Raw genomic sequence first — 24,561 nt, forward strand, 5'->3', positions numbered from 1 at the left:
TCATGAAAGGAAACGAACGATGGGACAATCTCGCATAGCCGATCTAGCGTTGACAGAACGGACGCTGGCCGACATCCAACGCGATGTGGATGCTTATATTTCGCAATTCAAAGAAGGCTACTTTTCTCCGCTGTCCATGCTCGCCCGAATGAGCGAAGAAGTAGGGGAGTTGGCCCGGGAAGTTAACCACGAGTTCGGAGAGAAGCCGAAAAAGAGGGATGAGGCCGACAATTCCATCGAGATGGAGTTAGGAGATATTTTATTTATTGTGACTTGTTTCGCGAATTCATTAGGCATCGACTTAACGGAAGCGCATCGCAAGGTTATGCATAAGTTCAATACCCGAGATGCAGACCGGTGGACGAAGAAACACACCGATAATCGCTGAAGTTCATATGCTGTTACTATCCCCGCATTGAAGGGAGGATGGTCAGCATGGACGGGGAAACGTGCCTCCGGCAGGCATATGAAGCCATCTTTCAAGGAGATTTCGAATCGGCCGTGTATTGGTTTGGGCAAGCGATCGAGATTGAACCCGAGAATGCAGCGTTTCATTATAGCGGGTCCATTACCTGCGCAAGAAGCGGCAAGATTCCAATGGCGGTGGCTTATGCCCAGAGAGCCATTGAATTGGATCCGGATAATCCAACTTATCGGCTTAACCTACGGATGGTCATGTCCAGGCAAAAAATCTCCGACGCGAGACATCATCTTTCCATGGTATCGCCTGACATTGAGCTGAGCATTATGCTTCTGAAGGAAGCTGCCCATCTCGATCCGCTGTCTGCGGAAGCTCGATATATGTTGGGCATGCTCTACCGGATGCAAAGAGATTACAAGCATGCACTTGATTCCTTGCGGGATGCGCTTCAGCTAGAGCCACAGCACGAGGACGCCAAACGGATGCTGCATGAAGTGCGGGCCGAAAGGCGGCGCCTTCTTAAACAACAATATTCACATTATCATTCGAAAAGGAATAGGTGATCGCATGTCGCAGAAAATTACCGTAGCCGTAGCAGGAGCAGGCGGACGCATGGGCCGTGAAGTCGTTAGAATGGTATTGGAAGATCCCGAGCTGCAGTTAGTCGCAGCGATAGGTAAATCTACGGGACCTGTTGACGCCGGTACGCTTGTCGGAAAACCGGATACCGGCGTTATCGTTTCCGCCGACTTAGCCGATGCGTTGTCGGCTAGCCGACCTGACGTGCTCGTCGATTTTACGAATCCGAAATCAGCAATGCCCAATACGGAAACGGCGCTAGCTTACGGCGTTCGTCCCGTCATCGGCACAACGGGCTTTACTCCCGAGCAGATTGCCGATTTGGACAAGCAATGCCGCGAGCTAGGCATCGGCGGATTGATCGCGCCTAACTTCTCGATCGGGGCGATCCTGATGATGAAATTTTCCGCTATGGCTGCCAAGTATTTTCCCCATGTGGAAATCATTGAATACCACGGCGACCAAAAATTAGATGCCCCTTCGGGAACATCCGTCAAAACAGCCGAGTGGATATCCGAAGCTCGTCAAGAGCTGCGTCAAGGAAATCCGCATGAAGAAGAGCTCATCGAAGGAGCCAGAGGCGGCTATTACAACGGATTCCGCATACATAGCGTACGGTTACCGGGTGTATTTGCTCAGCAAGAGGTTGTGTTCGGCGCATTCGGACAAACCTTGAAAATCCGTCACGATTCTTATGACCGGGCAGGATACATGCCAGGCGTAAATACGGCGATTAAGAAAATTATGTCCGTTACCGGAATGGTATACGGCTTCGAGCACTTTTTGGATTAGCAACCTGACGAGAAGAGAGGGATTTCCATGATAGATATCGCACTTATCGCGCATGATCGCAAGAAAGACGAGATGGTGAATTTTGCTGTCGCATATGAACATGTATTGCAGCATCATCGCTTATATGCAACAGGAACGACGGGTACTCGAATTATGGAGAGCACTTCCTTAAACGTACATAGGTTCATGTCCGGCCCGCTCGGCGGCGACCAACAAATCGGAGCTAGGGTAGCAGAGAATACGATGGATCTCATTCTCTTCTTCAGGGATCCTCTAATGGCGCAACCTCACGAGCCCGATATCATCGCATTGCTGCGTCTTTGCGATGTACAAGGAATTCCGGTCGCGACGAACGTCGCTACGGGAGAGTTGCTGATTAAAGCGTTGGAGCGCGGGGATTTCGCATGGCGTGAGCTAGTACATAAATATAAACCTGGAATAGAAGGATGAGAGCTAGATGACGGCTAACTCACAAGATCAACTGGACATACTCGTATTCGCAGCTCATCCGGACGATGCCGAGATCGGAATGGGCGGCACGATCGCCAAGCAGGTCAGAGACGGACTGAAAGTCGGCATCATCGATCTTACTTTTGCCGAGATGTCCTCCAACGGTAACGTGGAGACGCGTCAACGTGAAGCGGTTGAAGCTTCCGCCGTACTTGGATTGACCGTTCGCGACAATCTCGGACTGCCGGACAGGGGACTTGCCGTCCATCGGCAACAGACGGACTTGATGGTTGCCGCGATTCGGAAACACCGTCCTCGGCTTGTTTTTGCTCCTTATTTCGTGGACCGGCATCCCGATCATATTTCTTGCAGCCGCATGGCCGAAGAAGCGGTATTTAACGCTAAGCTCAGACGATATATGCCGGAGCTGCCTGCTTGGACGATCGAGCAGTTATTTTTCTATTTTATTAATGATGCCCATACTCCGCAGTTGCTGGTGGACATTAGTGACGTACAGGGAATTAAGATGAATGCATTGCAGGCTTATCGTTCGCAGTTCATGCCGGAAGGCAGCGAAGTAGACTGGGTTGAAACTCCGTTGACCGGAGCGTACCTGGACAATATTGTGGCAAGAGACCGTTTGCTTGGACAAGCTAAAAAATATAAATACGCGGAAGGCTTTATCGCCAAAGGTCCGATAACGCTTGAACGCTTCTAATGACGATTAATAAGGGAATATACTAATGAATGGCGCATCTAGGAAGGAGGGGTCGACATGAATCGTCCGTTAAGGATAGGTATTACTTGTTATCCATCGCTCGGGGGCTCTGGCGTCGTTGCGACAGAGCTGGGCAAGCTGTTGGCCGAGAAAGGTCACGAAATCCATTTTATTACACATAGCATGCCGTTTCGATTAGGCAAATTCCACCGCAACATTTTCTATCACGAAGTAGAAGTGTCGGATTATTACGTGTTCCGTTATCCTCCATACGATTTGTCCTTAGCCAGTAAAATGAATCAGGTCGCGAGGCTGCAGAAGCTTGATTTACTCCACGTCCACTATGCCGTGCCCCATGCGGTGTGCGCGATCTTGGCGAAGCAGATGGCCGGGGATGATCTTAAAGTCGTAACGACGCTGCATGGAACGGATATTACCGTATTGGCACAGGATGAGACGCTTAAGGACATTATTCGGCTAGGTATTCGGCAGAGCGATGCGGTAACCGCGGTAAGCCGCGATCTGATCAAGGAAACGCGCGAGCTGTTGGATATTCAAGAACCAATTGATTTAACTTATAACTTTGTGGATAAAAGGATTTATTATCCTCGCGAATGTACGGACTTGCGCAGGGATTACGCGGATCCGAACGAGAAAGTGCTGATGCACATTTCTAATTTCAGACCCGTCAAGCGGACTGTAGACGTGGTCGATATATTCGCCAAAGTCAATGCCAAGACTCCTTCTAGGCTCGTCCTAGTTGGAGAAGGGCCGGATTTGCCGAAAATACAGACGAAGATCCAATCGATGGGCCTCTCGCATCGCGTTCACTTTCTGGGTAAACAGGACGATGTCGCTCAGGTGATCTCCATTGCGGATCTGATGTTGCTTCCTTCGGAGAAGGAAAGCTTCGGATTGGTCGCTTTGGAGGCGATGGCTTGCGGAGTGCCGACTATCGGCTCCGTAGCGGGCGGCATTCCGGAGCTCGTGCAAGATGGCAAGACAGGGTTCCTATCAGCTATCGGGGATACCGATGGCATGGCGAACAACGCATTGAAGCTACTGACTAACGAGAAGTTATACGCGGATTTTAGGGAAGCATGCATACAGAGGGCTCATCATGTGTTTTGCGATGAGCTTATTACCTCGCAATACGAAGAAATTTATTATCGCGTGCTCGGAATGCCCCTCCCGACCCCTGTCCCTGTATGTAATGTTTAATAGGCGGGTTCGCGCGAGCGACTGCACAACCGGAGGAACGAGCGGATGTTAGAAAAGGAAGACGAATTGTTATGGACCGAAGGGCTAGATATCGTTCGCAGGTTAGAAGCGGGAGGTTATCAAGCCTATTTGGTCGGCGGGTGCGTCAGAGATCGGTTGCTCGGCAGGGCGATCCATGATATCGACATCGCCACTTCGGCGACCCCAGACGAAGTGACGGGCTTGTTCGCCCGGACTTTGCCGACTGGAATCAAGCATGGCACGGTGACGGTATTGGAAGGCGGCCGGTCTTACGAAGTGACGACGTTCCGTCAGGAATTCGGTTATTCCGATTCGCGGAGACCGGATGAAGTGGCGTTCGTGCTAGACGTTAGCGAAGATCTGGCAAGACGGGATTTTACGTTTAACGCGATGGCGATCGGGTCCGACGGCGAAGTCGTCGATCCTTTCGGCGGCCAGGACGCTTTGCGCGCGGGTGTCGTGGCGTGCGTAGGAGAGGCTTCCGAACGCTTTAGCGAAGATGCGCTAAGGATGATTCGAGCAATTCGCTTCGCGGCTGAATTCGATTTCGACCTGCTGCCCGATGTCTGGCAGGCGATCGTTGCGCACCGGTCTAAGCTGAAACATGTTGCGATCGAAAGGATCAGCTCCGAATGGGATAAAATGATGGCGGGAAGCGGGCCCGAGCAAGCGTGTCACTACTTGTTCAAGAGCGGCTTGCTCGAGCATGTGATCGATCCTTTGCCGGAAGCCTTTAAGTCGGCAGCCGAGCGATATCGCTATAATCGGCTCTCATGGGAATGGGATCGTTGGGGCGTCGCTTACTCCGATGAGGGGTCGATGGGCAATCTATCGCAGCTTCCTTCGATATCCGATACTGATTTGCGGTGGGCGGCGTTACTTACGGGCATGGCTCTTAGCGAAGGGGACTGCTTGGAGTTATGCCAAAAGCTTCGCCTAAGCGGACGCAGATCGCTCCGCATTGCGGGAATCGTTGGTTTGAACGGACAATTGGATTTTACGGATGAGGATTCCCTCTGGGAAAGCTGGACTCTGGCCGTTCTAGCGCGCGGACGTTCGATAGCCGAGGACTGGATTGGGATGAGCGAGGGATGCGAGAATGAAGCCGTGCCATCGTTCAAGATCTGGTTGGAGGAAATGCCGGTAACCGCAATCGCGGATTTGAACGTTCGCGGTGATGAGCTGTCTCGCTTTCTGAATAGACGACCGGGGCCATGGGTAGCAGAGATGCTTCAATCGTTGCTGGAAGGCGTAGCGTTCGGGACATTGCTTAACGATAAAAGCTCATTGCTCTCGGAAGCGGCGATACAAAGTACGGAAAGCAGGGAAGAGGAACGATGAGCAACGATAGTTTGCTAAGCCTATTAGAAGCAGAGGCTGGACAATACGTTTCCGGCGAAGAAATCAGCCGAAAGCTGAATGTGAGCAGAACGGCGATCTGGAAGCAGGTACGCAAGCTGGAGGCGAACGGTTATCAGATCGATGCCGTGCCCCGCCTGGGGTATCGATTAACCGGGAAGCCTTCCCGCTTGTCGATTCAAGAGTTGCTTCCTAAACTTAGGACGAAACAATTCGGACGCCAACTGCATGTGATGGATGTTGTTTCTTCAACTCAGGACGAGCTTCGCAAGTTAGCGGAGCAAGGCGCTGCCGAAGGAACGCTGGTCATCGCTGAGCAGCAGACGAACGGACGAGGGAGAATGGGACGCCACTGGGTGTCTCCGGCAGGTAAAGGAGTATGGATGAGCCTGCTGCTCCGTCCTCCGGTTCCGTTGCAATGGACGCCTCAATTGACTTTGCTGGCTGCCGTGGCGCTAAGCAGAGCGATCTCCCGCGTCGTCCCCCTCGAAATCGGGATCAAATGGCCGAACGACCTTCTCGTCGGCGGCAAAAAAATTAGCGGAATCTTGCTGGAGTCTGCGGCCGAAGACGAGAGACTGCGATATGTCGTCGTTGGTCTCGGTATATCCGTAAACCTAGAGGCAGGGGATTATCCGGCAGAATTGTTGGAGAAGGCCATATCATTAAAGATGGCTTCGGGTGAAACGGTCAATCGAAGCGAATTAATCGCCTGCATACTCGAAGAATTCGAACGGCTATACGAGCTGTATTTGGAGCAGGGCTTTGCGCCGATACGTTCGTTATGGGAAGCGCATTCGGTAACTCTCCATAACGAGACATTACTATATACGCCGCAAGGTTCCATTACTGGCATACCGACAGGGCTGGACGATTCCGGCGGTTTGAAGGTCGAGTTGGCAGACGGAACCCGACGCACGATCTATTCCGCGGAAATAGGGGATGCTAAGGTTGGCGGTTCATAGACGGCAAACCCGAATTCTGTTATAATCTCTGTGCAAGGTGGTATCGCTTCAACGTGAACCGCACTTGCCCAGTGATGATTAACGTAATGATGCACTAATGATCAATGCAAGTTACGGCAATACCGTCAATGATTCGCGGCGGATTCTGCTCTGAGCCGAAAGGACCGAGACAGAAGGACGTGAAGGACGTTCTATGTTGAATGGCGACCTTTTTTGCTCATGGGCAAAATAGGTTTTTTTGTTGTTAATTATTGTAAATTATTGGAGGATACCCCCATGAAACAAGCTTTGACCTTACCGAAACTGAAGGCAATGAAAGCCCAGGATAAGCCGATCGCCGTGTTGACGGCATACGACTACCCTTCCGCGATGTTAGCGGAAGAAGCAGGCGTAGATCTTATTCTGGTCGGCGATTCGTTAGGTAACGTGGTGCTCGGGTACGATACGACGGTTCCCGTAAAGCTTGAAGACATGATTTATCATACTCGTGCCGTTGTCCGGGGAGCCCCCCGTACGATGGTCGTAACGGATATGCCGTTCGCTACTTACCGGCTTGGTCCGGAGGCAACTTTGCGCAACGCAGCCAAGATCATGCAAGAAGGCGGCGGGCATGCGGTTAAGCTTGAAGGCGGAGAAGAACTGTCCGAGGAAATCCGCTTGCTTACTTCGGCAGGAATTCCCGTCCTCGGACATCTGGGATTAACGCCCCAGTCCGTTCTCCAGATCGGTGGCTACAGAGTACAGGGTAAGACCGACGAAGAAGCTGAGAAGCTGTTGAGAGACGCCAAGGCGCTCGAACGGGCCGGAGCATTCGGTATCGTGCTGGAGCTCGTTACGGAGGAGCTGGCGGCGGCTGTGACGCAATCGATCGATATACCAACGATCGGGATCGGAGCAGGTCGAGGCTGCGATGGCCAAGTGCTCGTGTTCCATGATATTCTTCGTTACGGTTCCGGTATTCGGGATAAGAAGATGGTGAAGAGTTACGCGAATATCGGAGACACGATCCGAACCGCCATAACCGAATACGTGGACGAAGTGAAAACAAAAGCTTTTCCGGAGGAGAAGCATTCCTTCCCGTCAAGTCAATCCTCTGCTCAAACCTTAACTACCCAATTATATGGAGGAGAAGGGAAATGAATCTAAAAATCGTTCGCACGATCGTCGAACTAAGGCAAGAAATCGCCGATTATCGATTGTCTAAGCCGGTTAATCCGTCCGTCGGCTTCGTTCCAACGATGGGCTTCCTGCATGAAGGCCATGCAAGTTTGATACGACAATCTTCCGCGAGCAACGGTCTAACCGTCCTTAGCATTTTCGTCAATCCGACCCAATTCGGACCCGGCGAAGATTTGGATAAATATCCGCGGGATGAACAAAGAGATCTTCGAATCGCGGCCGATTCCGGCGCCGATCTCGTATTTATGCCATCCGTGCAGGAAATGTATCCTAATCGAAGATTAACGACGGTCACCGTCTCTGAAGTAACCGATCGATTATGCGGAGCGAGCCGCCCCGGCCATTTTGATGGGGTCGCGTTGGTCGTCGCCAAGTTGCTCAATATCGTACAACCGGATCGTGCCTATTTTGGCTTGAAGGATGCCCAACAGATCGCCGTTATTGCGAGTATGGTGCAGGATTTGAATATTCCGGTCGAGATCGTCCCTTGTCCCATCGTTCGCGAGCCGGACGGATTGGCACTCAGCTCGAGGAACGTCTATTTAGAGCCTGAGGAAAGAAAGCAAGCTCTAATCCTGTCCCAATCGTTGTCGCAAGCGGCGGAATGGATACATGAAGGGTTGACGTCTAGCCAACTCGTTCAACGTCTTAAAGACGAGATCAACCGGTCTCCACTCGCGGATATTGATTACGTAGACATTCTGAAGTATCCTGATCTAGGTCCGATTGAAGCTGATAAGCAGCTTAGCGAGGTGGATAACCGTGTGTTAATCGCGGTTGCCGTTCGATTCGGTAAAACGCGTCTTATCGACAATAGGCTGTTAAATCCAGCGGAAGTAGGTGCTCAATTATGTTTCGCCAAATGATGAAAGCCAAAATACATCGCGCTACGGTAACGGAAGCGAACTTAAATTACGTCGGCAGCGTGACGATCGACCAAGATTTGCTTGAACTGGTCGATATTTTGCCTGATGAGAAAGTTCAGATCGTCAACAATAATAATGGTGCCCGGTTCGAGACTTATGCGATCGCGGGACCAAGAGGTTCGGGTGTCATCTGTTTGAACGGAGCAGCCGCAAGGCTTGTACAGCCTGGAGATCTAGTCATTATCATCAATTACGGCTTGATGTCCGACGAGGAAGCCCGTCGTCACCAACCGAAAGTGGCGATATTGGATGAACGAAATCAAGTTGTCAAATTGTTGGCGGGAGAACCGCATTCGACCGTTTTGTAAGACGTATGAAACCGCACCTTGAAACGCAGAATGAGCAGTACAGTTTCAATCCGAAGCTGTTGCTTACGAAGCCGATTGTGCAAACAATCGTGTAGGGGGGACGATAATGATTCGTCAATGGTTCGCTACAATGAACGATGTGCTCGACGACCTTATCTTGCGGTATCCGCATGCAACCGGTAATGAAAAAAATGATCTACAGCAACAATTGGACATGCTCAAAACGCTAAGTGATGATATTATTGAGTCATGGTTACAGTTTGAAGACAAGATGGGATTATTTCGTGACCTGCAACAGCAATCTTCTTCCATCGCTCCTGAACCGCATAAATTTCTGGCCTCGTTCGTCAAAGGACAAGGATATTTCAAGCTCCATATGTTCAAGCATGCCTCGGACCAACTGGAAGACGCCGTTACCTCCTACCCGGATTTCGTATGCGCGCGATTATTTCTAGCCATGTCGCGAATGCACCTGAAACAGTGGAATGAAGCCCAACGGCATTTCCAATTGATCGCGGCCATCGCGGACGAAAGCAGGCTGCAAGCGATCGCTTATAATGCACTTGGCTGCATACAAGCCATCTATGCGCACTTGGATCAAGCGCAAAGTTATTTTATTAAGGCGCTTGAGACCGATCCCGCATTCCTAGATCCTAAAATGAATCTGGAGTCGGTTCAGCAAGGAAACGGACAATTACAGCTTCAATTCGGAAGCGCGGAGTTACAAACGTTAGTCCAAGTGTAATCGCCCGTACCGGAAGGAAAGGAAGTCAGGAATGAAATTTGCCGTGCTCGATTTTGAAACAACGGGCATGTCGTCCGACAAAGATGAAATCATACAAACGGGACTCGCGATTATCGACGAAGCGGGTGCCGTTTGTTCCACGTATTCAAGCTTCGTGCGGCCAAGCAAGCCGATTCCCGAGGAAATTACGCGCTTGACCGGCATTCGCAACGAAGACGTTGCATCGGCGCCAGAACTTGAAGATATGCTAAACGATATTGTTCCTATGTTGCAGGATGTTATTCTAGTTGGCCATAACATAGAATTCGATGCGCATTTCCTACAAGCCGCCTTGGATAAGAGCGGCTATTTGCCCTTCTCCGGAAGGATGCTGGATACGTTGGACTTGTCCAGGTTGCTCTATCCTACGCAGCCTTCGCATGCTCTAACCTCGCTTACCCACGCACTGGGAATCACGCATGACCGTCCCCATCAAGCGGATAGTGATGCTCTTGCGACGGCCGAGCTTTTTCTGATAGGTTTGAGTAAGCTCCGATCGCTTCCTCTATTTACTTTACAGAGATTGGGCGCCATGTTTGACCCCGATCGCAATGATTTGGGCTGGCTGATCGCAGACACCATTGCTTGGAGAGAAATGCAACCGATGTTGTCAGAGGACGACGTGCACCACTTCCGCCAATTCGCCATGAACGTTGGAGACTGGGGAGAAGAATCGGGTCTGAATCGTTCGGACGAGGACAACGAAGCTGCAGAGCTGCTAAAGGAAATGGATTTCGAGCAGTACTTATCGGCCGTGCAATCCAATTTGAAAGAGCTGTTCCCCGGATACGAAACGAGGGAAGGCCAAGACATCATGTTCCAAGAAGTGTTCGGCGCTCTGCAAGACGATTCCCATCTGCTTGTCGAAGCGGGAACAGGAACAGGCAAATCGCTAGGATACTTACTACCGTCTCTCTATTACGGGTTGAAGGAAAATAAGAAAGTTGTCGTCAGCACGCACACGATCCAGCTTCAGGAGCAACTACGCGAACGAGACTTGCCGTTGCTGCACAAGGCGTTGCCGGTTCCTTTTCGAGCTTCGGTGTTCAAGGGGCGGAGCAATTATCTCTGCTTGAGAAAGTTCGAGAACAGGCAGCAAATCCCCGATTACGCCATGAGCCGGGAAGAGGCGGTAACCCGCGGAGGAATGACCGTATGGTTAGGAGAGACGACAAGAGGGGAATCCGAAGAGCTTAACGTCGGGGGGCGCAATAAAGACGAGTGGGATGCGGTATCGAGCGACGCGGCTTCTTGCCTGAACCGGGCTTGTCCTTGGTTCAGAAGATGCTTTTACCATCGGGCAAGGCAAGAAGCGGGCAAATCGGATTTGATTATTACGAATCATGCCTTGTTATTCACCGATTTGCGGGCGGAGCATCGCCTTCTCCCGGCGTATGATCGATTGGTCGTAGATGAAGCCCACCATCTAGAAGAAGTGGCGAGCCATCATCTTGGCCAGAAAACGGGGCATTCGTCGTTGGCTCTGCCCTTGCAGCGAGTATGGAAGGATGCGAGAACGGGGTTGTTGCCGCAGCTCATTAGCTCGGTATCCTCGCTCGGTACCGGAGATTCAGGGGCATGGACGGAAAAGCTGGAGTTGCTCGTTCCTAAAGTCCATGAAATCAGAGAGGCTTGGGAACGTTGGATGGAAGCTTTGTTCCAATTGCTCGCGGCCAATGCGTCAGCCGATGAAACCGGCAATCTCACTTTAAGGCTTAAACCAGCGGAATTGCCTGCACTATGGGATAACGTTTCCGTGGACGGTCATAACGTGATTCAGCTATTATCGGATCTTATTCGACCGTTGGAGAAATTATCGGCAGAAATCAGAGAAGAGGCGGAAGAGCTCAGCATGCAGGGAATGCTGACGGATCTGAACGGCGTAGTGAAAGACTTATCTACGGTTAGATCGGATACGCAATCCTTCGTCACGTTGGGCAGGCCCGAATTCGTCTATTGGGTCGAAGCCCATACGCAGTACAGAGGCAGGTCGGTCTGGGTATACGGCGTGCCTGCCGATGTAAGCGCACTTCTTAAAGAGGGCGTGTTCGATCGCAAATCCAGCGTCATCATGACCTCCGCAACTCTTACGATCGATAAATCGTTCCGTTATGTGACGGAACAATTAGGGCTAGACGAAGCGGAGAAAGGCGGTCGACTGAAGACGGCGATGCTTCCATCGCCTTTCCGTTATAGAGACCAAGCGCTCGTGCTGATTCCGAGAGATTTTCCGGGAATTAAAGGCCGTGACGGGGAATCGGTGTTTGTAAGCGCGTTAGTCGATTCCTTGCAGGAAATGGCACAGACGGTCGGCGGTCGTATGCTCGTATTGTTCACCTCTCACCGCATGCTTAAGACCGTCTATGGCCCGCTTAAGGAGCGGCTGGAATCCAGCGGCATTCAAGTGTTAGGTCAGGGAATGGACGGCGGGAGCCGCAGCCGGCTTACGCAGCAATTCGTGAAGCAGCCCTTATCGGTGTTGCTTGGGACTAGCAGCTTCTGGGAAGGAATCGATCTTCCGGGAGACGCGCTGACTTGCCTAGCCATTGTTCGGCTTCCTTTCCAACCGCCGAACCATCCGGTTGCGGAAGCCAAGTCGGAGAAACTGCTGGCGGAGAACAAAAATCCGTTCATGAAGCTCTCGCTCCCCCAAGCGGTAATCCGCTTTAAACAAGGCTTCGGTCGACTCGTACGTACGGCTACCGATCGGGGAATCGTTATTCTCTACGACACCAGGGTCATCGATACGAATTACGGTAAATATTTTTTGTATTCCTTACCCGGTCCGAAGATGGAACATTTGCCGACCGCGGCTATGTCCGCAAGAATCAATTCTTGGTTAGCACCCGTTGCCGTTCAAGAAGAGGGAGAGACGCATGAAACCCATTAAAATATCCGAAGCAGTCGTTAGAAGGCTCCCGATTTATTTACGATTTCTTAATGAGCTAAGTCTAAGTAACATACAGACGGTTTCTTCCCAAGAGCTAGGAGAGAAGCTGGATCTGAATCCCGCCCAAATTCGCAAGGATCTTGCTTATTTCGGAGAGTTCGGACGCAAGGGCGTCGGCTATAACGTGGATTATCTCATCGAAAAAATTCGCCAAATTCTTAAACTGGATAAAACGATGAACGTCGCATTGGTCGGCACGGGTAACTTGGGCCGCGCTTTATGCAACTACAATACGTATATCAAAGATAATATGAAGATCGTCGCCGTATTCGATGCGGACACGAGTAAGAAAGGGACTCTCATCAATCGATTGACCGTACAGCCGATGCAAGAGCTTACGGATTCCGTCAAACAACTGGACATCTCCGTCGGCATTATTACGGTACCCGCGGCGGAAGCTCAAAATGTGGCGGATCAATTCGTGGCAGCGGGCATTCGCGGGATTTTGAATTTTGCCCCAGTAGTGCTGAAGGCTTCGCCTGGCGTAAGAATTCACAATGCGGATTTCACCGCGGAATTGCTCAGCCTAGCTTATTATATGGATACGATAAACGGAACTAAGGAAGGGAACGAAGCCTAATGACTCGTCTGCTAATTAAAAATGGAAATTTCGTAACGATGGATGAACAATTACCTCAATTTCAAGGCTGGATGGCCATCGAAGGAAATCGGATTGCTGCTCTAGGACAAGGCGCCGCCCCCGAGCACGAAGTAGCAATCGCTACAGAATTGATGGATGGCAGCGGACTATTGTTCATGCCGGGATTGGTCAATACGCATGGCCACGCCGCAATGTCTTTGCTTCGCGGTTTGGCGGATGATCTGGCATTGCAGGATTGGCTACAAAATCATATGTGGCCAACCGAGGCTAAGTTTACGGGAGACGATGTGTACTGGGGTTCGTCGTTGGCAGCCGCGGAGATGATCAAGAGCGGGACGACATCGTTCGTGGATATGTACGATCACATGCATCGCGTTGCCGAGGTCGTTGAACAATCCGGACTTCGGGCTAGCTTGACGAGAGGCGTTATCGGATTATGTCCGGAAGACGTTCAGAATGCCAAGCTTGCCGAGGCGATTCAATTCGCTAAAGACTGGCACGGGGCAGCGGACGGACGCATCAGCGTGATGATCTCCCCTCATGCGCCGTATACTTGCCCTCCGGATTACATTTTGAAATTCGTCGAGGCGGCCCATGATCTGGACTTGCCGATGCATACGCATATGTCAGAGACGCTAGCGGAAGTGGAACAGAACGTAAGAGACTACGGCTATCGTCCGGTTGAGCATCTGGATCGGTTAGGCATGTTCAGCCGTCCGACGTTAGTGGCGCATGCCGTTCACTTGACCGATGAAGAAATCGCATTGCTCGCTGAACGCAAAGTCGCGGTTTCCCATAACCCGGTCAGCAACCTCAAGCTAGCGAGCGGAGTAGCAAGAGTACCGGATTTGTTGAAGGCGGGAGTAACGGTCGCGCTAGGTACGGATAGTGCGGCGAGCAACAATAATCTCGATCTGTTCCAAGAAATTTCTATGGCCGCGTTGCTTCACAAAGGAGTATCGGGAGATCCGACGGTCATTCCGGCTAACGAAGCGCTTCGCATGGGAACGGTATATGGAGCTCAAGCTATCGGATTAGGTGGCGTCACGGGGCAGTTGAAGGCTGGAATGAAGGCGGATTTCATAGCGCTTTCGATCGCTAAGCCTCATTATGTGCCGCATACAGATTATATTTCTCATTTGGCGTATGCCTCGAGAGGCTCGGATGTCGCGCATGTATGGGTAGACGGCAAGCAACTGCTTAAAGACGGCCAATTATTGACGTTAGACGAAGAGAAAATTCTCGCCGAAGCGGAACGTTGCTTCCAGAGGTTACGGGGATGAACTTAAGCCGCAGTGAAGGTCAACGGAAGATCCCGTCCCTTTCGCTCGGAAGGTGGATCGTCATCTTGGCGGGATTTATCTTATTCGTTATAGTGTCTATCGTCTTGTTCGTACGTTCGGCTGATTCGGAGTATCGCAATGGCGAGAACAGAGCGATTCGCATCGCCAAGGAGCAAGGCGGATTGGTTGAAATTTCCAAGTCGTCCCCCCATACATGGGACGAAACGGTGTGGATCGTGACGGGAAATGATTCCGCAGGCGAAACGTGGATGGTCTGGGAACGCAAAGACGAGCTCATTCGGAAAAAGGTTAGTGAGAACGTGTCCGAGAAGCAGATGCTGGCGAAATTTTCTCAAGAGCACTCGGGGGATCCGATTCGGATTATCCCGGGTTGGTTTATGGATCAGCCCGCTTGGGAAATTCGATATTGGAGCGAGAAGAGCAAGCAATATCAATCGCTCGATTTCTATTCCTTCGAAGACGGCCGCGTTCTGAAGACGTATGTGTTATCCAGTCAATAAAAAAACAAGTGTCGCCGGTTGTCCTGCTTTAGAGCTGGGGCAATTGGCGATTTTTTTGTTATTAACTGGAACATTATGCGGTTTTGTTCGTCTATAGGTTGGAGGTGTCGCAAATGAATAGGTTATTATTGGTTCTCCTATCGGCGATAACGATCTTATCCGCTTGTAGTAACGATCTCTCCAATAGAGGTTCAATGGGTGATGTGATCGATATTCATGGAAACGTTCAGCATCTAGATCGAATGGAACAGTTTATTCAGCATGCCAATCAAGGCGAACCAGCTTCAATCCGAGTTGTACGTTATACGATTGAAGGGGATCCTATCTATTACGATTTATCATTGAAAAACGGACAAATCGATTTCAAGTATGACACGACCGAGGACAAGTTCGGAAGCGGTAGCATCACTAAGAGTACCTGCGACAATCTCACAAGGAAAGAATCTGCTACGGAACTGGCGTTTGTATTAACCGGATGTTCCGGTACTAACCAGGAGCAGGAAATTCTTTACCTTGCCTTCGACGTTCGCAAGCAAGATCGCTTTGGGTTCATAATGAATTATGGCGTAAACGAAAAAAACGAAGTAGACACGGAACAACGTAAGCTCGTCAAGGATTTGCAAAATGGAGAAACCGCCACGCTTACCGACTTTGAGCTAACGACGGACGAGCTTCAGACGATATATAGAAAAATGGTGCTGATGAATTACCTTGGGGAGAAGCAGCTGCAAGCCACATGTAATCAGAAACCGCACGAATCCTATTACTTGAAGGTTTTCATCAACAGCGGAATTCGCGAATATCGCTGGTCGGATTGCGATCAGAGCGAGGATGGACAAGCGATGAATGAAATTTTGAATGAGATTAAGGGAATCATAATGAATCGCGAGGACTACAAAAGTTTGCCTGACGTACAAGGAGTTTATATGTAAGCTCGTATCGCACAATAACGCCGTCAGGCGTTTTTTTGTTTATTTTCCATTCATCGTCTAACGATTCGTCTATCAAAAGCTGATATACTCGTATATGTACTCAGCAGCCAGATCGGAAACGTTGTGCCATTACTTTGACCAATACTGACCAGTCCCAGTTACACAAATCCAAGATCATCATAGGGGGATCGGCGAAAAATGAAAAAAATAAAAATAATACCTTTAACGATAACCGCGGCGCTTACGGCCGCAATTTTATTCGGTGGATGGTTCACATACCGCCATTACGGAGTCGAGCAACCGTTAGACCGAGTCGCTAATTCGATTGAGGGCGTTGAATCCGCTAAGGTCGTAATGTCTAACGGACATGTGGATATTAAAGTGAAACTTGCCTCAGACGCGAATCTCGGTGACGTGTATCGTCTAATTAAGAATAAAGGGGCAAGCGAGATAGGAAACAAAGAGCTTGAGCTCTCGGCAACGGCGGCAGCAACGGATACTTCCGTTACTTCTCAGAGCAATGCCCGTCTGGATAAAGTGTGGAGCTATGCGTTATTCAACGTAGCGGAATCAATGGAAAACCGCAAATATTCCGGAATAAGGGATACGATGTCTAAGCTCTCGGAGCAATTTCCCGGGGTAACAGTGACGACGGATATGGACGAGGATAATGTCTATATTTCGATGCATGACGGAGATGCTGCGAAGTATGTGGTGTTGCCTCGACAACCTGCAATGTTAGGAGCGTGGCCTAATGCGTAAAATAAGTACCTACGGCAAAGAAATGGCTCTTGGGGCTATCGTCGTCATACTTGTATTTTTATTATACGTTGGTTTGCCTCCGGCTATTATGATCATGGGTTTGGTAATGTTCGGGGCTATCTTCTTGTTTACTCGTAACCGCGGCGGATTAGCTATGGGAGCGGCAGGCAAGAAGACGGTTGCCCGAAAACCCGAGTTTCTGACCTTCGACGATATCGGCGGCCAAGATCAACCAAAGCGCGAATTGACGGAAGCATTGGATTTCCTCGTGCATCGCGACAAAATTCAGAAGCTTGGCATTCGCCCGCTGAAAGGCATTTTATTGACGGGTCCTCCGGGAACAGGGAAAACGTTGCTAGCGAAAGCGGCTGCACAGTATACCCACTCGGCTTTTATTGCCGCTTCTGGTAGTGAATTCGTAGAAATGTACGTCGGGGTCGGTGCGGGAAGAATCCGCGATTTGTTCAAAGAAGCTCGCCAACAGGCCGTGAAATTGAAACGCAATAGCGCGATTATCTTCATAGACGAAATTGATGGAATCGGCGGCAAGAGGGATGGCGGACAACAAAGGGAATACGATCAGACGCTTAACCAATTGTTGACGGAGATGGATGGCGTGCAAGGGGACGAGAGCGTGCGCGTGCTTCTGATCGCCGCGACTAACCGTAAGGAGTTGCTGGACTCGGCGCTTATGCGTCCCGGACGCTTCGACAGGCAAATTCAAGTGGATTTGCCGGATAAATCGGCAAGGGAACATATTCTTAAGCTTCATGCCCGTAACAAACCGATCGCGGAAGGGGTATCGCTAGGCAAAGTGGCGGATGAGACTTTCGGATTTTCCGGTGCGCAGCTCGAAAGCGTCATGAATGAAGCCGCGATCTACGCTATGAGAGACGAATCGGACGCGATTACAGCCGCCAATCTGTCCCAAGCGATCGATAAGGTGATGATGGGAGAACGGATGGATCGGGAAACGACTCGCGAAGAGCGGGAAAGAGTTGCGATTCACGAGCTCGGCCATGCGATCGTCGCCGAGAACTTACGCCCTAAAAGCGTCGCGCAAGTGTCTCTTACTCCGCGCGGTCAAGCACTGGGTTACGTTCGGCATCATCCGCAGCAGGACCATTATCTTTACACGTTGGCGGTTCTGGAGGAGCAGATCATGATCGCATTAGGCGGAGCCGTAGCGGAAGAAATATTTTACGGCGGACGGAGCACCGGCTCCAGAGGAGACTTCGAGCAAGCGACGAATATCGTGCGGACGATGATCGAATCCGGCATGTCGGAGCTTGGCATCATTCATCCGCAGGCATTGACCCAACAACAATGGTCCGAGGAGAACGGGAAAATCCTCAATGAGTTGACCGATCGGACCAGAGAGCTGCTTGGTAAGCATAAACAATCTTTCTCGCAGTTGTTGGACCATTTGATTCGGGAAGAGACGTTGTCCGGCAAGCAGCTTCGCGATATTTTGCAGGAGCGCGCAGCTTGATCAACCGAATAGGAATTAGATTAAGGGATGGAGAGGGATTACCCTTCTTCATCCCTTTTGTCATTGTCCTCTTAATGTTTTCTTAAGGTTTTCGCAAGATTGTTAGCAGGAAATTTAAGAATAAATATGATAGCATTGAACTTAGTGTCTATTTGAATCGTCTAAATGGAATAGAGGTGGCAACATTGGAGTCCCAGCGCAATTTCGATTTCCTTAAATATATGGTTGAGAGTGATGACAACAAAGGTTTGCTGAATGAATTAATGACGGCATACGGGAAGGATGTATGGAATTACGCCTATAGCATTACTCGCAAGTGGGATATGGCTGACGACATCGTGCAAGAGGTGTTTATTAAAGTCTATCGCAATATGCATGCCTTTCGCAGGGACGCTTCGGTCAAAACGTGGCTGTTGACGATTACTCGGAACACAGCGATCGATTTCCAGAGATCCGCGTTTTTCCGAAAAGTGACTTTGTCGGACGTGGTTGAGGAATATGGGGAACGTCATTCCGTCGAGCAGGACGTCGTGGAAAATTCGGTCGTGAATGACATGTGGAGAATGGTGTTGGAACTGCCAAAGAAATATCGGGAAGTGATTATCTTATACGCGCATAATCAGCTATCATTAAAAGAAATTGCCCAAGTGCTTGATGTTACGGAAGGAACCGTGAAATCCCGAATGTTCCACGCTCGGCAAAAATTATCCAAAATGAAGGAGGCGAGCCGCTGATGGATGATAAGGATTTATTTGACCAACTCAAGCGCGGTCCGCTCATTCGCAATGGATTCGATGAGAATTTACGCCGAAGGATTAACGAAAATCTAGATAAACCGAAGCGCAAGACGATGAGTCCGTTATTCATCCGTTGGGGAACTCTCAGCGCTTCATTCCTGTTGATCTTAGCCGTTGCAGTCGGATTGTGGAGCTGGAAGAGCTTCACGGGAGATGCCAACAAAATGGAAGCTCTCTCCACGGAGCAAGCTTCCGCTAGCCAGCCTGCATCCCCCGAGCGCGAGATTAACCCGATTCCTCATTCCGCTGTCGTGATCGGCCTTCGGTTAGACAACGATCAAAGCGGGACATCGAGCAGTACTTACCGGACGATCTTGGTTGCGCCCGAGAACGACAAGTTGACCTTCTTTAGGAGCGGCGAAGGGATATGGATGCCTTACAAAACGAATTTCTGGAAAATCGAAGCTGTACCGGATGCTCGTGGTAAGGGAGATCAAACGCTCGAAGCGTTGAAGTCTGGAATCAGGAAACTCGAATCGAGCGTTACAGTTGCTCCTGTTCAACTACGAAGAACCGAGAAGCTGCTGTACGCGGGCAACAAATACGTGTCGATCCTTCAAACCACGAACGTGAATGAAGAGGGGCAGCCCGTCGAACGTAGCGAAGCTTGGGTCAATGAGGTATCAAATCTTGCGCCGGAAGTGCGCGTGGATGATGTTAACGCATTAAAAGACGGAAACTACTCTCTAGCCCAGGCTCTTGGCACGAATACCGCCGAAGAGGATGTTAATCAATGGGTTATCGCTAGGGATACGGGCAATTGGGTAGCCAAGCAATCCGTATCGGTATCAAGGCCGACTACGTTACAAGACTTGCATGACTGGCCAACGCTTTCCGTTCAATTAACGAAAGCCATCGTGAAGGACGATCCAATTGCTCTGTCCTGGGATGAAATACGCCGGTTAGAACCGCAAGCGATGGATGCTTACACGTCTCAAGACGAAGATGTCGCGATTATCGTCACGGATAACAGCCTCAAGCTGATCCCTTATCGGTTATCGGACGCGGAGATGCGGGAACAAACCGTAACGCTGCCTATACAAGCCAACGAATCCGTCGTTATGGTTCAATGGGCAACCCAAGAAAAATACGTCGAGAACTGGAAACAGCTGTTCAGTAAATGGTTTGCCGCATCGGCAAATTAGCTCGGATTATGTTAAGATGAGAATACCCTGGCTACGCAATGTGATTAATCTCAATGCGGACGAGGGTGATCTCATCTTATTATTTATTTAACGGCGTTTTGCCGTGTTACTTGGTAGCCTGGAGGGACATACTTCATGTTTAAAATCGTCGGCGTCGTGGGCGCGGGAACAATGGGACAGAGTATTGCGGAAATGCTTGCGGTTAAAGGATTGGACGTTCATCTGGTTGAGAAAACGCCCGAGAAGCTGCAGCAGGCGAGGGAAATGCTGGAACAAAGCTTGGATCGGCAGATGGAACGTTGGGCCATTACGGCCGCGGAGAAGAAACTGACGTTAAATCGGATACATATGGAAACTTCCTTGCAGTTTTTGGCCGATTGCGAGCTTGTGATCGAGACGATAAGCGAGGACTTGGATAGCAAGATGGACGTATTCCGCGAACTGGACGGGATCGTTGCGAATCATGCCGTACTCGCCAGCAATACATCGACATTGAGTTTGACCGAGTTAGCCGGAGCGAGTCGATATCCGGAGCGTGTTATCGGCATGCACTTCGTGTATCCGGCACTTCGGATCGACGTCGTGGAAATTATTCGGGGACTGCAAACCTCGGATGAAACGTTCACGAAGACGAAGAGCTTTATCGATGAGATCCTCGACAAGAAAGGCGTCATGGTATACGAATCTCCGGGATTCGTAACAACGAGATTGATCTGCTTGCTCATTAACGAAGCTCTTCATTTACTGGAGGAAGGCGTCGCGTCTACGGAGGACATTGACGACGCGATGAGGCTAGGATACCGGTTCGAGCACGGTCCTCTCGAGATGGCTGACAGATTCGGGCTAGATTCCGTGCTCGCCGCGCTGGATCGGATGTTCCGGGAATACGGCGAATTGAAATACCGCCCATCGTTCCTATTGAAGAAAAAAGTTCGCGCAGGGCAGTTAGGCATCAAGAGCGGGGTAGGATTCTTCAAGTACGACAAGGATGGTGAACGGCTTAAATGAATATACTCGTTATTAACGCGGGAAGTTCTTCGCTCAAATATCAGCTCTACAATATGAAGACGGAAGACGTCTTAGCCAAGGGGAGGGTTGAGCGGATCGGAATGGACTCGTCCATTTTGACCCATGAGGTGGATCACCAACCGGAAGTACGGGAGGTGAGCGAGATTCTCGACCATACGACTGCCATCAGGAAAGTGCTGGACATGCTGACACACCGAAAATTCGGCGTATTGCGGAACATTCAGGATATTCAAGCGGTTGGCCATCGCGTCGTGCACGGCGGGGAATCGTTCAGCCGCTCTGTGCTAGTAGATCAGAACGTCAAGTTGGAAATTCGCAAACTGTTCGATCTTGCGCCGCTTCACAACCCTGCTCACATGATGGGTATAGCCGCGGTGGAAGCGAACTTGCCTGAAGTTCCTCAAGCAGTCGTCTTCGATACAGCCTTTCATCAGACGATGCCGGCAACTTCTTTTATGTACGCAATTCCGACCGTACTGTACCGTAAGCACAAGATCCGCAGATACGGCTTCCATGGTACATCGCATGATTATGTCAGTAAACGCGCGGCGGAATTTCTCGGGCGACCTCTCGAAGAGCTAAAGCTAATTACTTGCCATATCGGGAATGGGGCGAGCTGTGCGGCGATTCTTCATGGCAAATCTTTCGATACGAGCATGGGAATGACTCCACTTGAAGGGCTGATGATGGGAACGCGTAGCGGCGATCTCGATCCGGCGGTCGTGCCGTACACGATTAACAAAGAGGAATTGACGTTAAACGAAGTGAACTCCATGCTGAATAAGCATAGCGGGTTGCTAGCGGTCTCGGGTATCAGCAGCGATATGCGCGAAATCGTGGATTCCATGAACGAAGGCAATGACAAAGCGAAGCTTGCTTTTGAAATGTACACATATCGTATACGGAAATACATCGGAGCTTATATCGCCGCGATGGACGGCGTGGATGCGATTATTTTTACGGCGGGAGTCGGGGAAAATTCGGATGTGTTGCGTAAAGCCGTTTGTAATGGGCTAACCTTCTTCGGCATTCATCTGGATGAGCCGAGTAATGCCGTTCGTTCTTCCGAACCAAGACGAATCACGTCTGACGACTCGGCAGTAGACGTCTTAGTCGTACCTACGAACGAAGAGTTATTGATCGCACGAGATACTTACCAGCTTGTACTGGCACGGCCTACGGAGGAAGCAGAGTCGCCTTGAGAAGGGAGTTAAGTTATGGAACGGGTAGATTTGGCCACGATCGGAAGTTACGTCGGACAGTCCGTTAAATTCGGAGGATGGCTTACTCGCAAGAGATCGAGCGGCAAAATTCAGTTTTTGCAAATTCGGGACGGAATGGGTTTCATCCAAGGCGTACTCGTGAAGGCGGAAGTGGATGAGGCCGTATGGGAACGAGCGGGTCAATTAACGCAGGAAAGCTCCTTCTACGTCACCGGCATCGTACGGGAAGATCCGCGCAGCCCTTCCGGATACGAGTTGTCCGTCACGGGAATCGAGATCATCCAGATTGCCAAAGACTACCCGATCACGCCGAAAGAACATGGCGTCGATTTCTTAATGGACCATCGCCATCTGTGGCTGCGAGCTCCGCGGCAACGTGCGATCCTTCGGATCCGCGCAGTCATTATATCAGCCATACAAGGCTTCTTCGATCAACGCGGCTTCACGCTCGTCGATCCACCCGTCCTAACTCCATCCTCCTGCGAGGGAACGACCAATTTGTTTCATACCAAATACTTCGAGGAAGACGCTTATCTGACCCAGAGCGGTCAGCTCTACATGGAAGCAGCGGCAATGGCGCTCGGTAAAGTATATTCTTTCGGGCCGACTTTCCGCGCGGAGAAATCCAAAACCCGCCGTCATCTCATCGAGTTTTGGATGATCGAGCCAGAGATGGCCTTCGTTAATCACGAGCAAAATTTGAACGTCCAAGAACAATTTATTTCGCATGTCGTCGGTCAAGTGCTAAGCACTTGCAAAGCCGAGCTTGCGGTGCTGGAGCGGGATGTATCGGCTTTGGAGCGGGTACTTCCGCCGTTTCCGCGTATCACTTACGATGAAGCGCTTGAATTGCTCAAAGAAGTCGGGATGAAGTTGCCGTGGGGAGAAGATTTCGGAGCCCCTCATGAAACGGCCATCGCCGAGAAATTCGATCGTCCGGTGTTTATTACCCACTATCCGGCAAGCTTCAAAGCTTTTTACATGAAACCCGATCCTAATCGACCTGAGGTTGTCCTATGCGCGGATATGATTGCTCCGGAAGGTTATGGAGAGATAATCGGCGGCTCCCAGCGTATCGACGATCCTGAATTATTGGCCCAACGATTCGATGAGCATGAGCTTTCCGAGGAAGCTTATGGCTGGTACATGGATTTGCGCCGTTACGGATCGGTTCCGCATTCCGGATTCGGATTAGGTTTGGAGAGAGCGGTTGCTTGGATATGCGGACTGGAACATGTTCGCGAGACGATCGCTTTTCCACGTACGTTATACAGACTATATCCTTAACTAACTTTATTCGTGTCATAAGGAGGAATGCAGGCAATGATCGATCGTAATGCTATGGCAAGAGGGATGGCCGAAGCCTACATGGACGGAGCCGTCAGCATTCCGTATGCTCTACTGCGAACTTACCGGGCCCTTAAACTGAACGACACCGAAGGGATGCTTTTGCTGCATCTGATCGCTTATCGCCAGTTGGAGCAGAATGATTTTCCTACGATCGAGCAGCTTCAGGAGAGACTCGGTTGTTCGCCTGCGCTTGTGGGCCAATCTTTACAAAGGCTTATGAAGCAAGGTTTGGTTACGATAGACGAAGTGTTCGATCCTCAAACCGGCATTCAGTCCGAGAAATATAATCTGTCCGGTTTGTTCCAGAAAGTCGGAGAGCTACTTGCCGCAGGAGAACTTCCGATGCGCAGCGCATCCGGGAATGAATCGACCGGAGCGGGAGAAGATGGACGTCGGGAGCAACCAGAGACATCCAACGTCGTTCCGATCGTGCACAAGGCTGTTAATGCCAATCTATTCGTATTGTTCGAACAAGAATTCGGCCGTCCGTTGACGCCGACGGAATACGAGATCATGAACGGCTGGCTAGATCAGGACCAATACCCCGACGAGCTTATCCGCTTCGCTTTGAAGGAATCCGTGTTTGCTGGCAAACTCCATTTTCGCTATATTGACCGCATCTTATTGGAATGGAGCCGTAACCGCGTGACGAACGTCGAGGAAGCCCGGCTACATGCGCAGAAGTTTCGTACGGGGCGATAGGAAAGCAAGAGGACGATAGCTAGTCGAAGTTGGATGATTAGATATTGAAAA

25 protein-coding genes are annotated in these 24,561 nt (G+C 50.4%); all 25 read left to right on the forward strand.

The window, feature by feature from the left end; genetic code table 11:
- Positions 1–19 precede the first annotated feature (19 nt).
- Positions 20–388 carry a nucleotide pyrophosphohydrolase gene (locus tag L3D05_RS02260; protein ID WP_239614204.1) on the forward strand — a complete coding sequence of 123 codons (369 nt, stop codon included), beginning with the start codon at positions 20–22 and terminating at the stop codon, positions 386–388.
- Between the two features lie 47 nt (positions 389–435).
- Positions 436–984: a tetratricopeptide repeat protein gene (locus tag L3D05_RS02265; RefSeq protein WP_239614206.1), complete on the forward strand. Its 549-nt coding sequence runs from the start codon at positions 436–438 to the stop codon at positions 982–984.
- Between the two features lie 4 nt (positions 985–988).
- Positions 989–1,792: a 4-hydroxy-tetrahydrodipicolinate reductase gene (gene dapB, locus L3D05_RS02270; RefSeq protein ID WP_239614207.1), complete on the forward strand. Its 804-nt coding sequence runs from the start codon at positions 989–991 to the stop codon at positions 1,790–1,792.
- Positions 1,793–1,819: 27 nt separating this feature from the next.
- Positions 1,820–2,242 carry a methylglyoxal synthase gene (locus tag L3D05_RS02275; RefSeq protein ID WP_239614209.1) on the forward strand — a complete coding sequence of 141 codons (423 nt, stop codon included), beginning with the start codon at positions 1,820–1,822 and terminating at the stop codon, positions 2,240–2,242.
- A gap of 7 nt (positions 2,243–2,249) precedes the next feature.
- Entirely contained in the window at positions 2,250–2,960 is a 711-nt protein-coding gene (bshB1, locus tag L3D05_RS02280; RefSeq protein WP_239614211.1) for a bacillithiol biosynthesis deacetylase BshB1, read from the forward strand.
- Between the two features lie 57 nt (positions 2,961–3,017).
- Positions 3,018–4,181: an N-acetyl-alpha-D-glucosaminyl L-malate synthase BshA gene (gene bshA / locus L3D05_RS02285; RefSeq protein ID WP_239614212.1), complete on the forward strand. Its 1,164-nt coding sequence runs from the start codon at positions 3,018–3,020 to the stop codon at positions 4,179–4,181.
- A gap of 45 nt (positions 4,182–4,226) precedes the next feature.
- The gene (locus L3D05_RS02290) at positions 4,227–5,543 is read left to right on the forward strand and encodes a CCA tRNA nucleotidyltransferase (protein WP_239614214.1); all 1,317 of its coding nucleotides are present in this window, start codon (positions 4,227–4,229) and stop codon (positions 5,541–5,543) included.
- Entirely contained in the window at positions 5,540–6,526 is a 987-nt protein-coding gene (locus L3D05_RS02295) for a biotin--[acetyl-CoA-carboxylase] ligase (protein ID WP_239614215.1), read from the forward strand. Before L3D05_RS02290 ends, L3D05_RS02295 begins: the two co-directional genes overlap by 4 nt.
- 276 nt (positions 6,527–6,802) lie before the next feature.
- Entirely contained in the window at positions 6,803–7,666 is an 864-nt protein-coding gene (gene panB, locus L3D05_RS02300; RefSeq protein ID WP_239614217.1) for a 3-methyl-2-oxobutanoate hydroxymethyltransferase, read from the forward strand.
- Positions 7,663–8,571, forward strand: a complete 909-nt coding sequence (gene panC / locus L3D05_RS02305) for a pantoate--beta-alanine ligase (RefSeq protein ID WP_239614219.1) — start codon at positions 7,663–7,665, stop codon at positions 8,569–8,571. Before panB ends, panC begins: the two co-directional genes overlap by 4 nt.
- On the forward strand, positions 8,556–8,939 hold the full coding sequence (gene panD, locus L3D05_RS02310) for an aspartate 1-decarboxylase (protein WP_239614221.1): 384 nt from the start codon (positions 8,556–8,558) through the stop codon (positions 8,937–8,939). The genes panC and panD overlap by 16 nt, the downstream gene beginning before the upstream one ends.
- 106 nt (positions 8,940–9,045) lie before the next feature.
- Positions 9,046–9,684, forward strand: coding sequence for a hypothetical protein (locus L3D05_RS02315; protein WP_239614223.1), 639 nt, complete (start codon positions 9,046–9,048; stop codon positions 9,682–9,684).
- 31 nt (positions 9,685–9,715) lie between these two features.
- Entirely contained in the window at positions 9,716–12,613 is a 2,898-nt protein-coding gene (gene dinG, locus L3D05_RS02320) for an ATP-dependent DNA helicase DinG (RefSeq protein WP_239614225.1), read from the forward strand.
- On the forward strand, positions 12,600–13,253 hold the full coding sequence (locus L3D05_RS02325) for a redox-sensing transcriptional repressor Rex (RefSeq protein WP_239614226.1): 654 nt from the start codon (positions 12,600–12,602) through the stop codon (positions 13,251–13,253). Before dinG ends, L3D05_RS02325 begins: the two co-directional genes overlap by 14 nt.
- The gene (locus tag L3D05_RS02330; RefSeq protein WP_239614228.1) at positions 13,253–14,557 is read left to right on the forward strand and encodes an amidohydrolase; all 1,305 of its coding nucleotides are present in this window, start codon (positions 13,253–13,255) and stop codon (positions 14,555–14,557) included. Before L3D05_RS02325 ends, L3D05_RS02330 begins: the two co-directional genes overlap by 1 nt.
- Entirely contained in the window at positions 14,554–15,078 is a 525-nt protein-coding gene (locus L3D05_RS02335; protein WP_239614229.1) for a cell wall elongation regulator TseB-like domain-containing protein, read from the forward strand. The genes L3D05_RS02330 and L3D05_RS02335 overlap by 4 nt, the downstream gene beginning before the upstream one ends.
- A gap of 113 nt (positions 15,079–15,191) precedes the next feature.
- Positions 15,192–16,010: a DUF4362 domain-containing protein gene (locus L3D05_RS02340; RefSeq protein WP_239614231.1), complete on the forward strand. Its 819-nt coding sequence runs from the start codon at positions 15,192–15,194 to the stop codon at positions 16,008–16,010.
- Positions 16,011–16,208: 198 nt separating this feature from the next.
- On the forward strand, positions 16,209–16,772 hold the full coding sequence (locus L3D05_RS02345; RefSeq protein WP_239614232.1) for a hypothetical protein: 564 nt from the start codon (positions 16,209–16,211) through the stop codon (positions 16,770–16,772).
- Between the two features lies 1 nt (position 16,773).
- Entirely contained in the window at positions 16,774–18,264 is a 1,491-nt protein-coding gene (locus L3D05_RS02350) for an AAA family ATPase (RefSeq protein ID WP_239614740.1), read from the forward strand.
- 185 nt (positions 18,265–18,449) lie between these two features.
- Positions 18,450–18,998: an RNA polymerase sigma factor gene (locus L3D05_RS02355; RefSeq protein WP_239614234.1), complete on the forward strand. Its 549-nt coding sequence runs from the start codon at positions 18,450–18,452 to the stop codon at positions 18,996–18,998.
- Positions 18,998–20,206: a hypothetical protein gene (locus tag L3D05_RS02360; protein ID WP_239614236.1), complete on the forward strand. Its 1,209-nt coding sequence runs from the start codon at positions 18,998–19,000 to the stop codon at positions 20,204–20,206. Before L3D05_RS02355 ends, L3D05_RS02360 begins: the two co-directional genes overlap by 1 nt.
- Before the next feature lie 135 nt (positions 20,207–20,341).
- Positions 20,342–21,214, forward strand: coding sequence for a 3-hydroxyacyl-CoA dehydrogenase family protein (locus L3D05_RS02365; protein ID WP_239614237.1), 873 nt, complete (start codon positions 20,342–20,344; stop codon positions 21,212–21,214).
- The gene (locus L3D05_RS02370) at positions 21,211–22,437 is read left to right on the forward strand and encodes an acetate kinase (RefSeq protein ID WP_239614239.1); all 1,227 of its coding nucleotides are present in this window, start codon (positions 21,211–21,213) and stop codon (positions 22,435–22,437) included. The genes L3D05_RS02365 and L3D05_RS02370 overlap by 4 nt, the downstream gene beginning before the upstream one ends.
- 15 nt (positions 22,438–22,452) lie before the next feature.
- Entirely contained in the window at positions 22,453–23,745 is a 1,293-nt protein-coding gene (asnS, locus tag L3D05_RS02375) for an asparagine--tRNA ligase (protein WP_239614241.1), read from the forward strand.
- Positions 23,746–23,781: 36 nt separating this feature from the next.
- Positions 23,782–24,510, forward strand: a complete 729-nt coding sequence (locus L3D05_RS02380; RefSeq protein WP_239614243.1) for a DnaD domain-containing protein — start codon at positions 23,782–23,784, stop codon at positions 24,508–24,510.
- Positions 24,511–24,561: the final 51 nt, after the last annotated feature.

The organism is Cohnella mopanensis, from assembly GCF_022352055.1.
In the GTDB taxonomy this organism is placed as follows: domain Bacteria; phylum Bacillota; class Bacilli; order Paenibacillales; family Paenibacillaceae; genus Cohnella; species Cohnella mopanensis.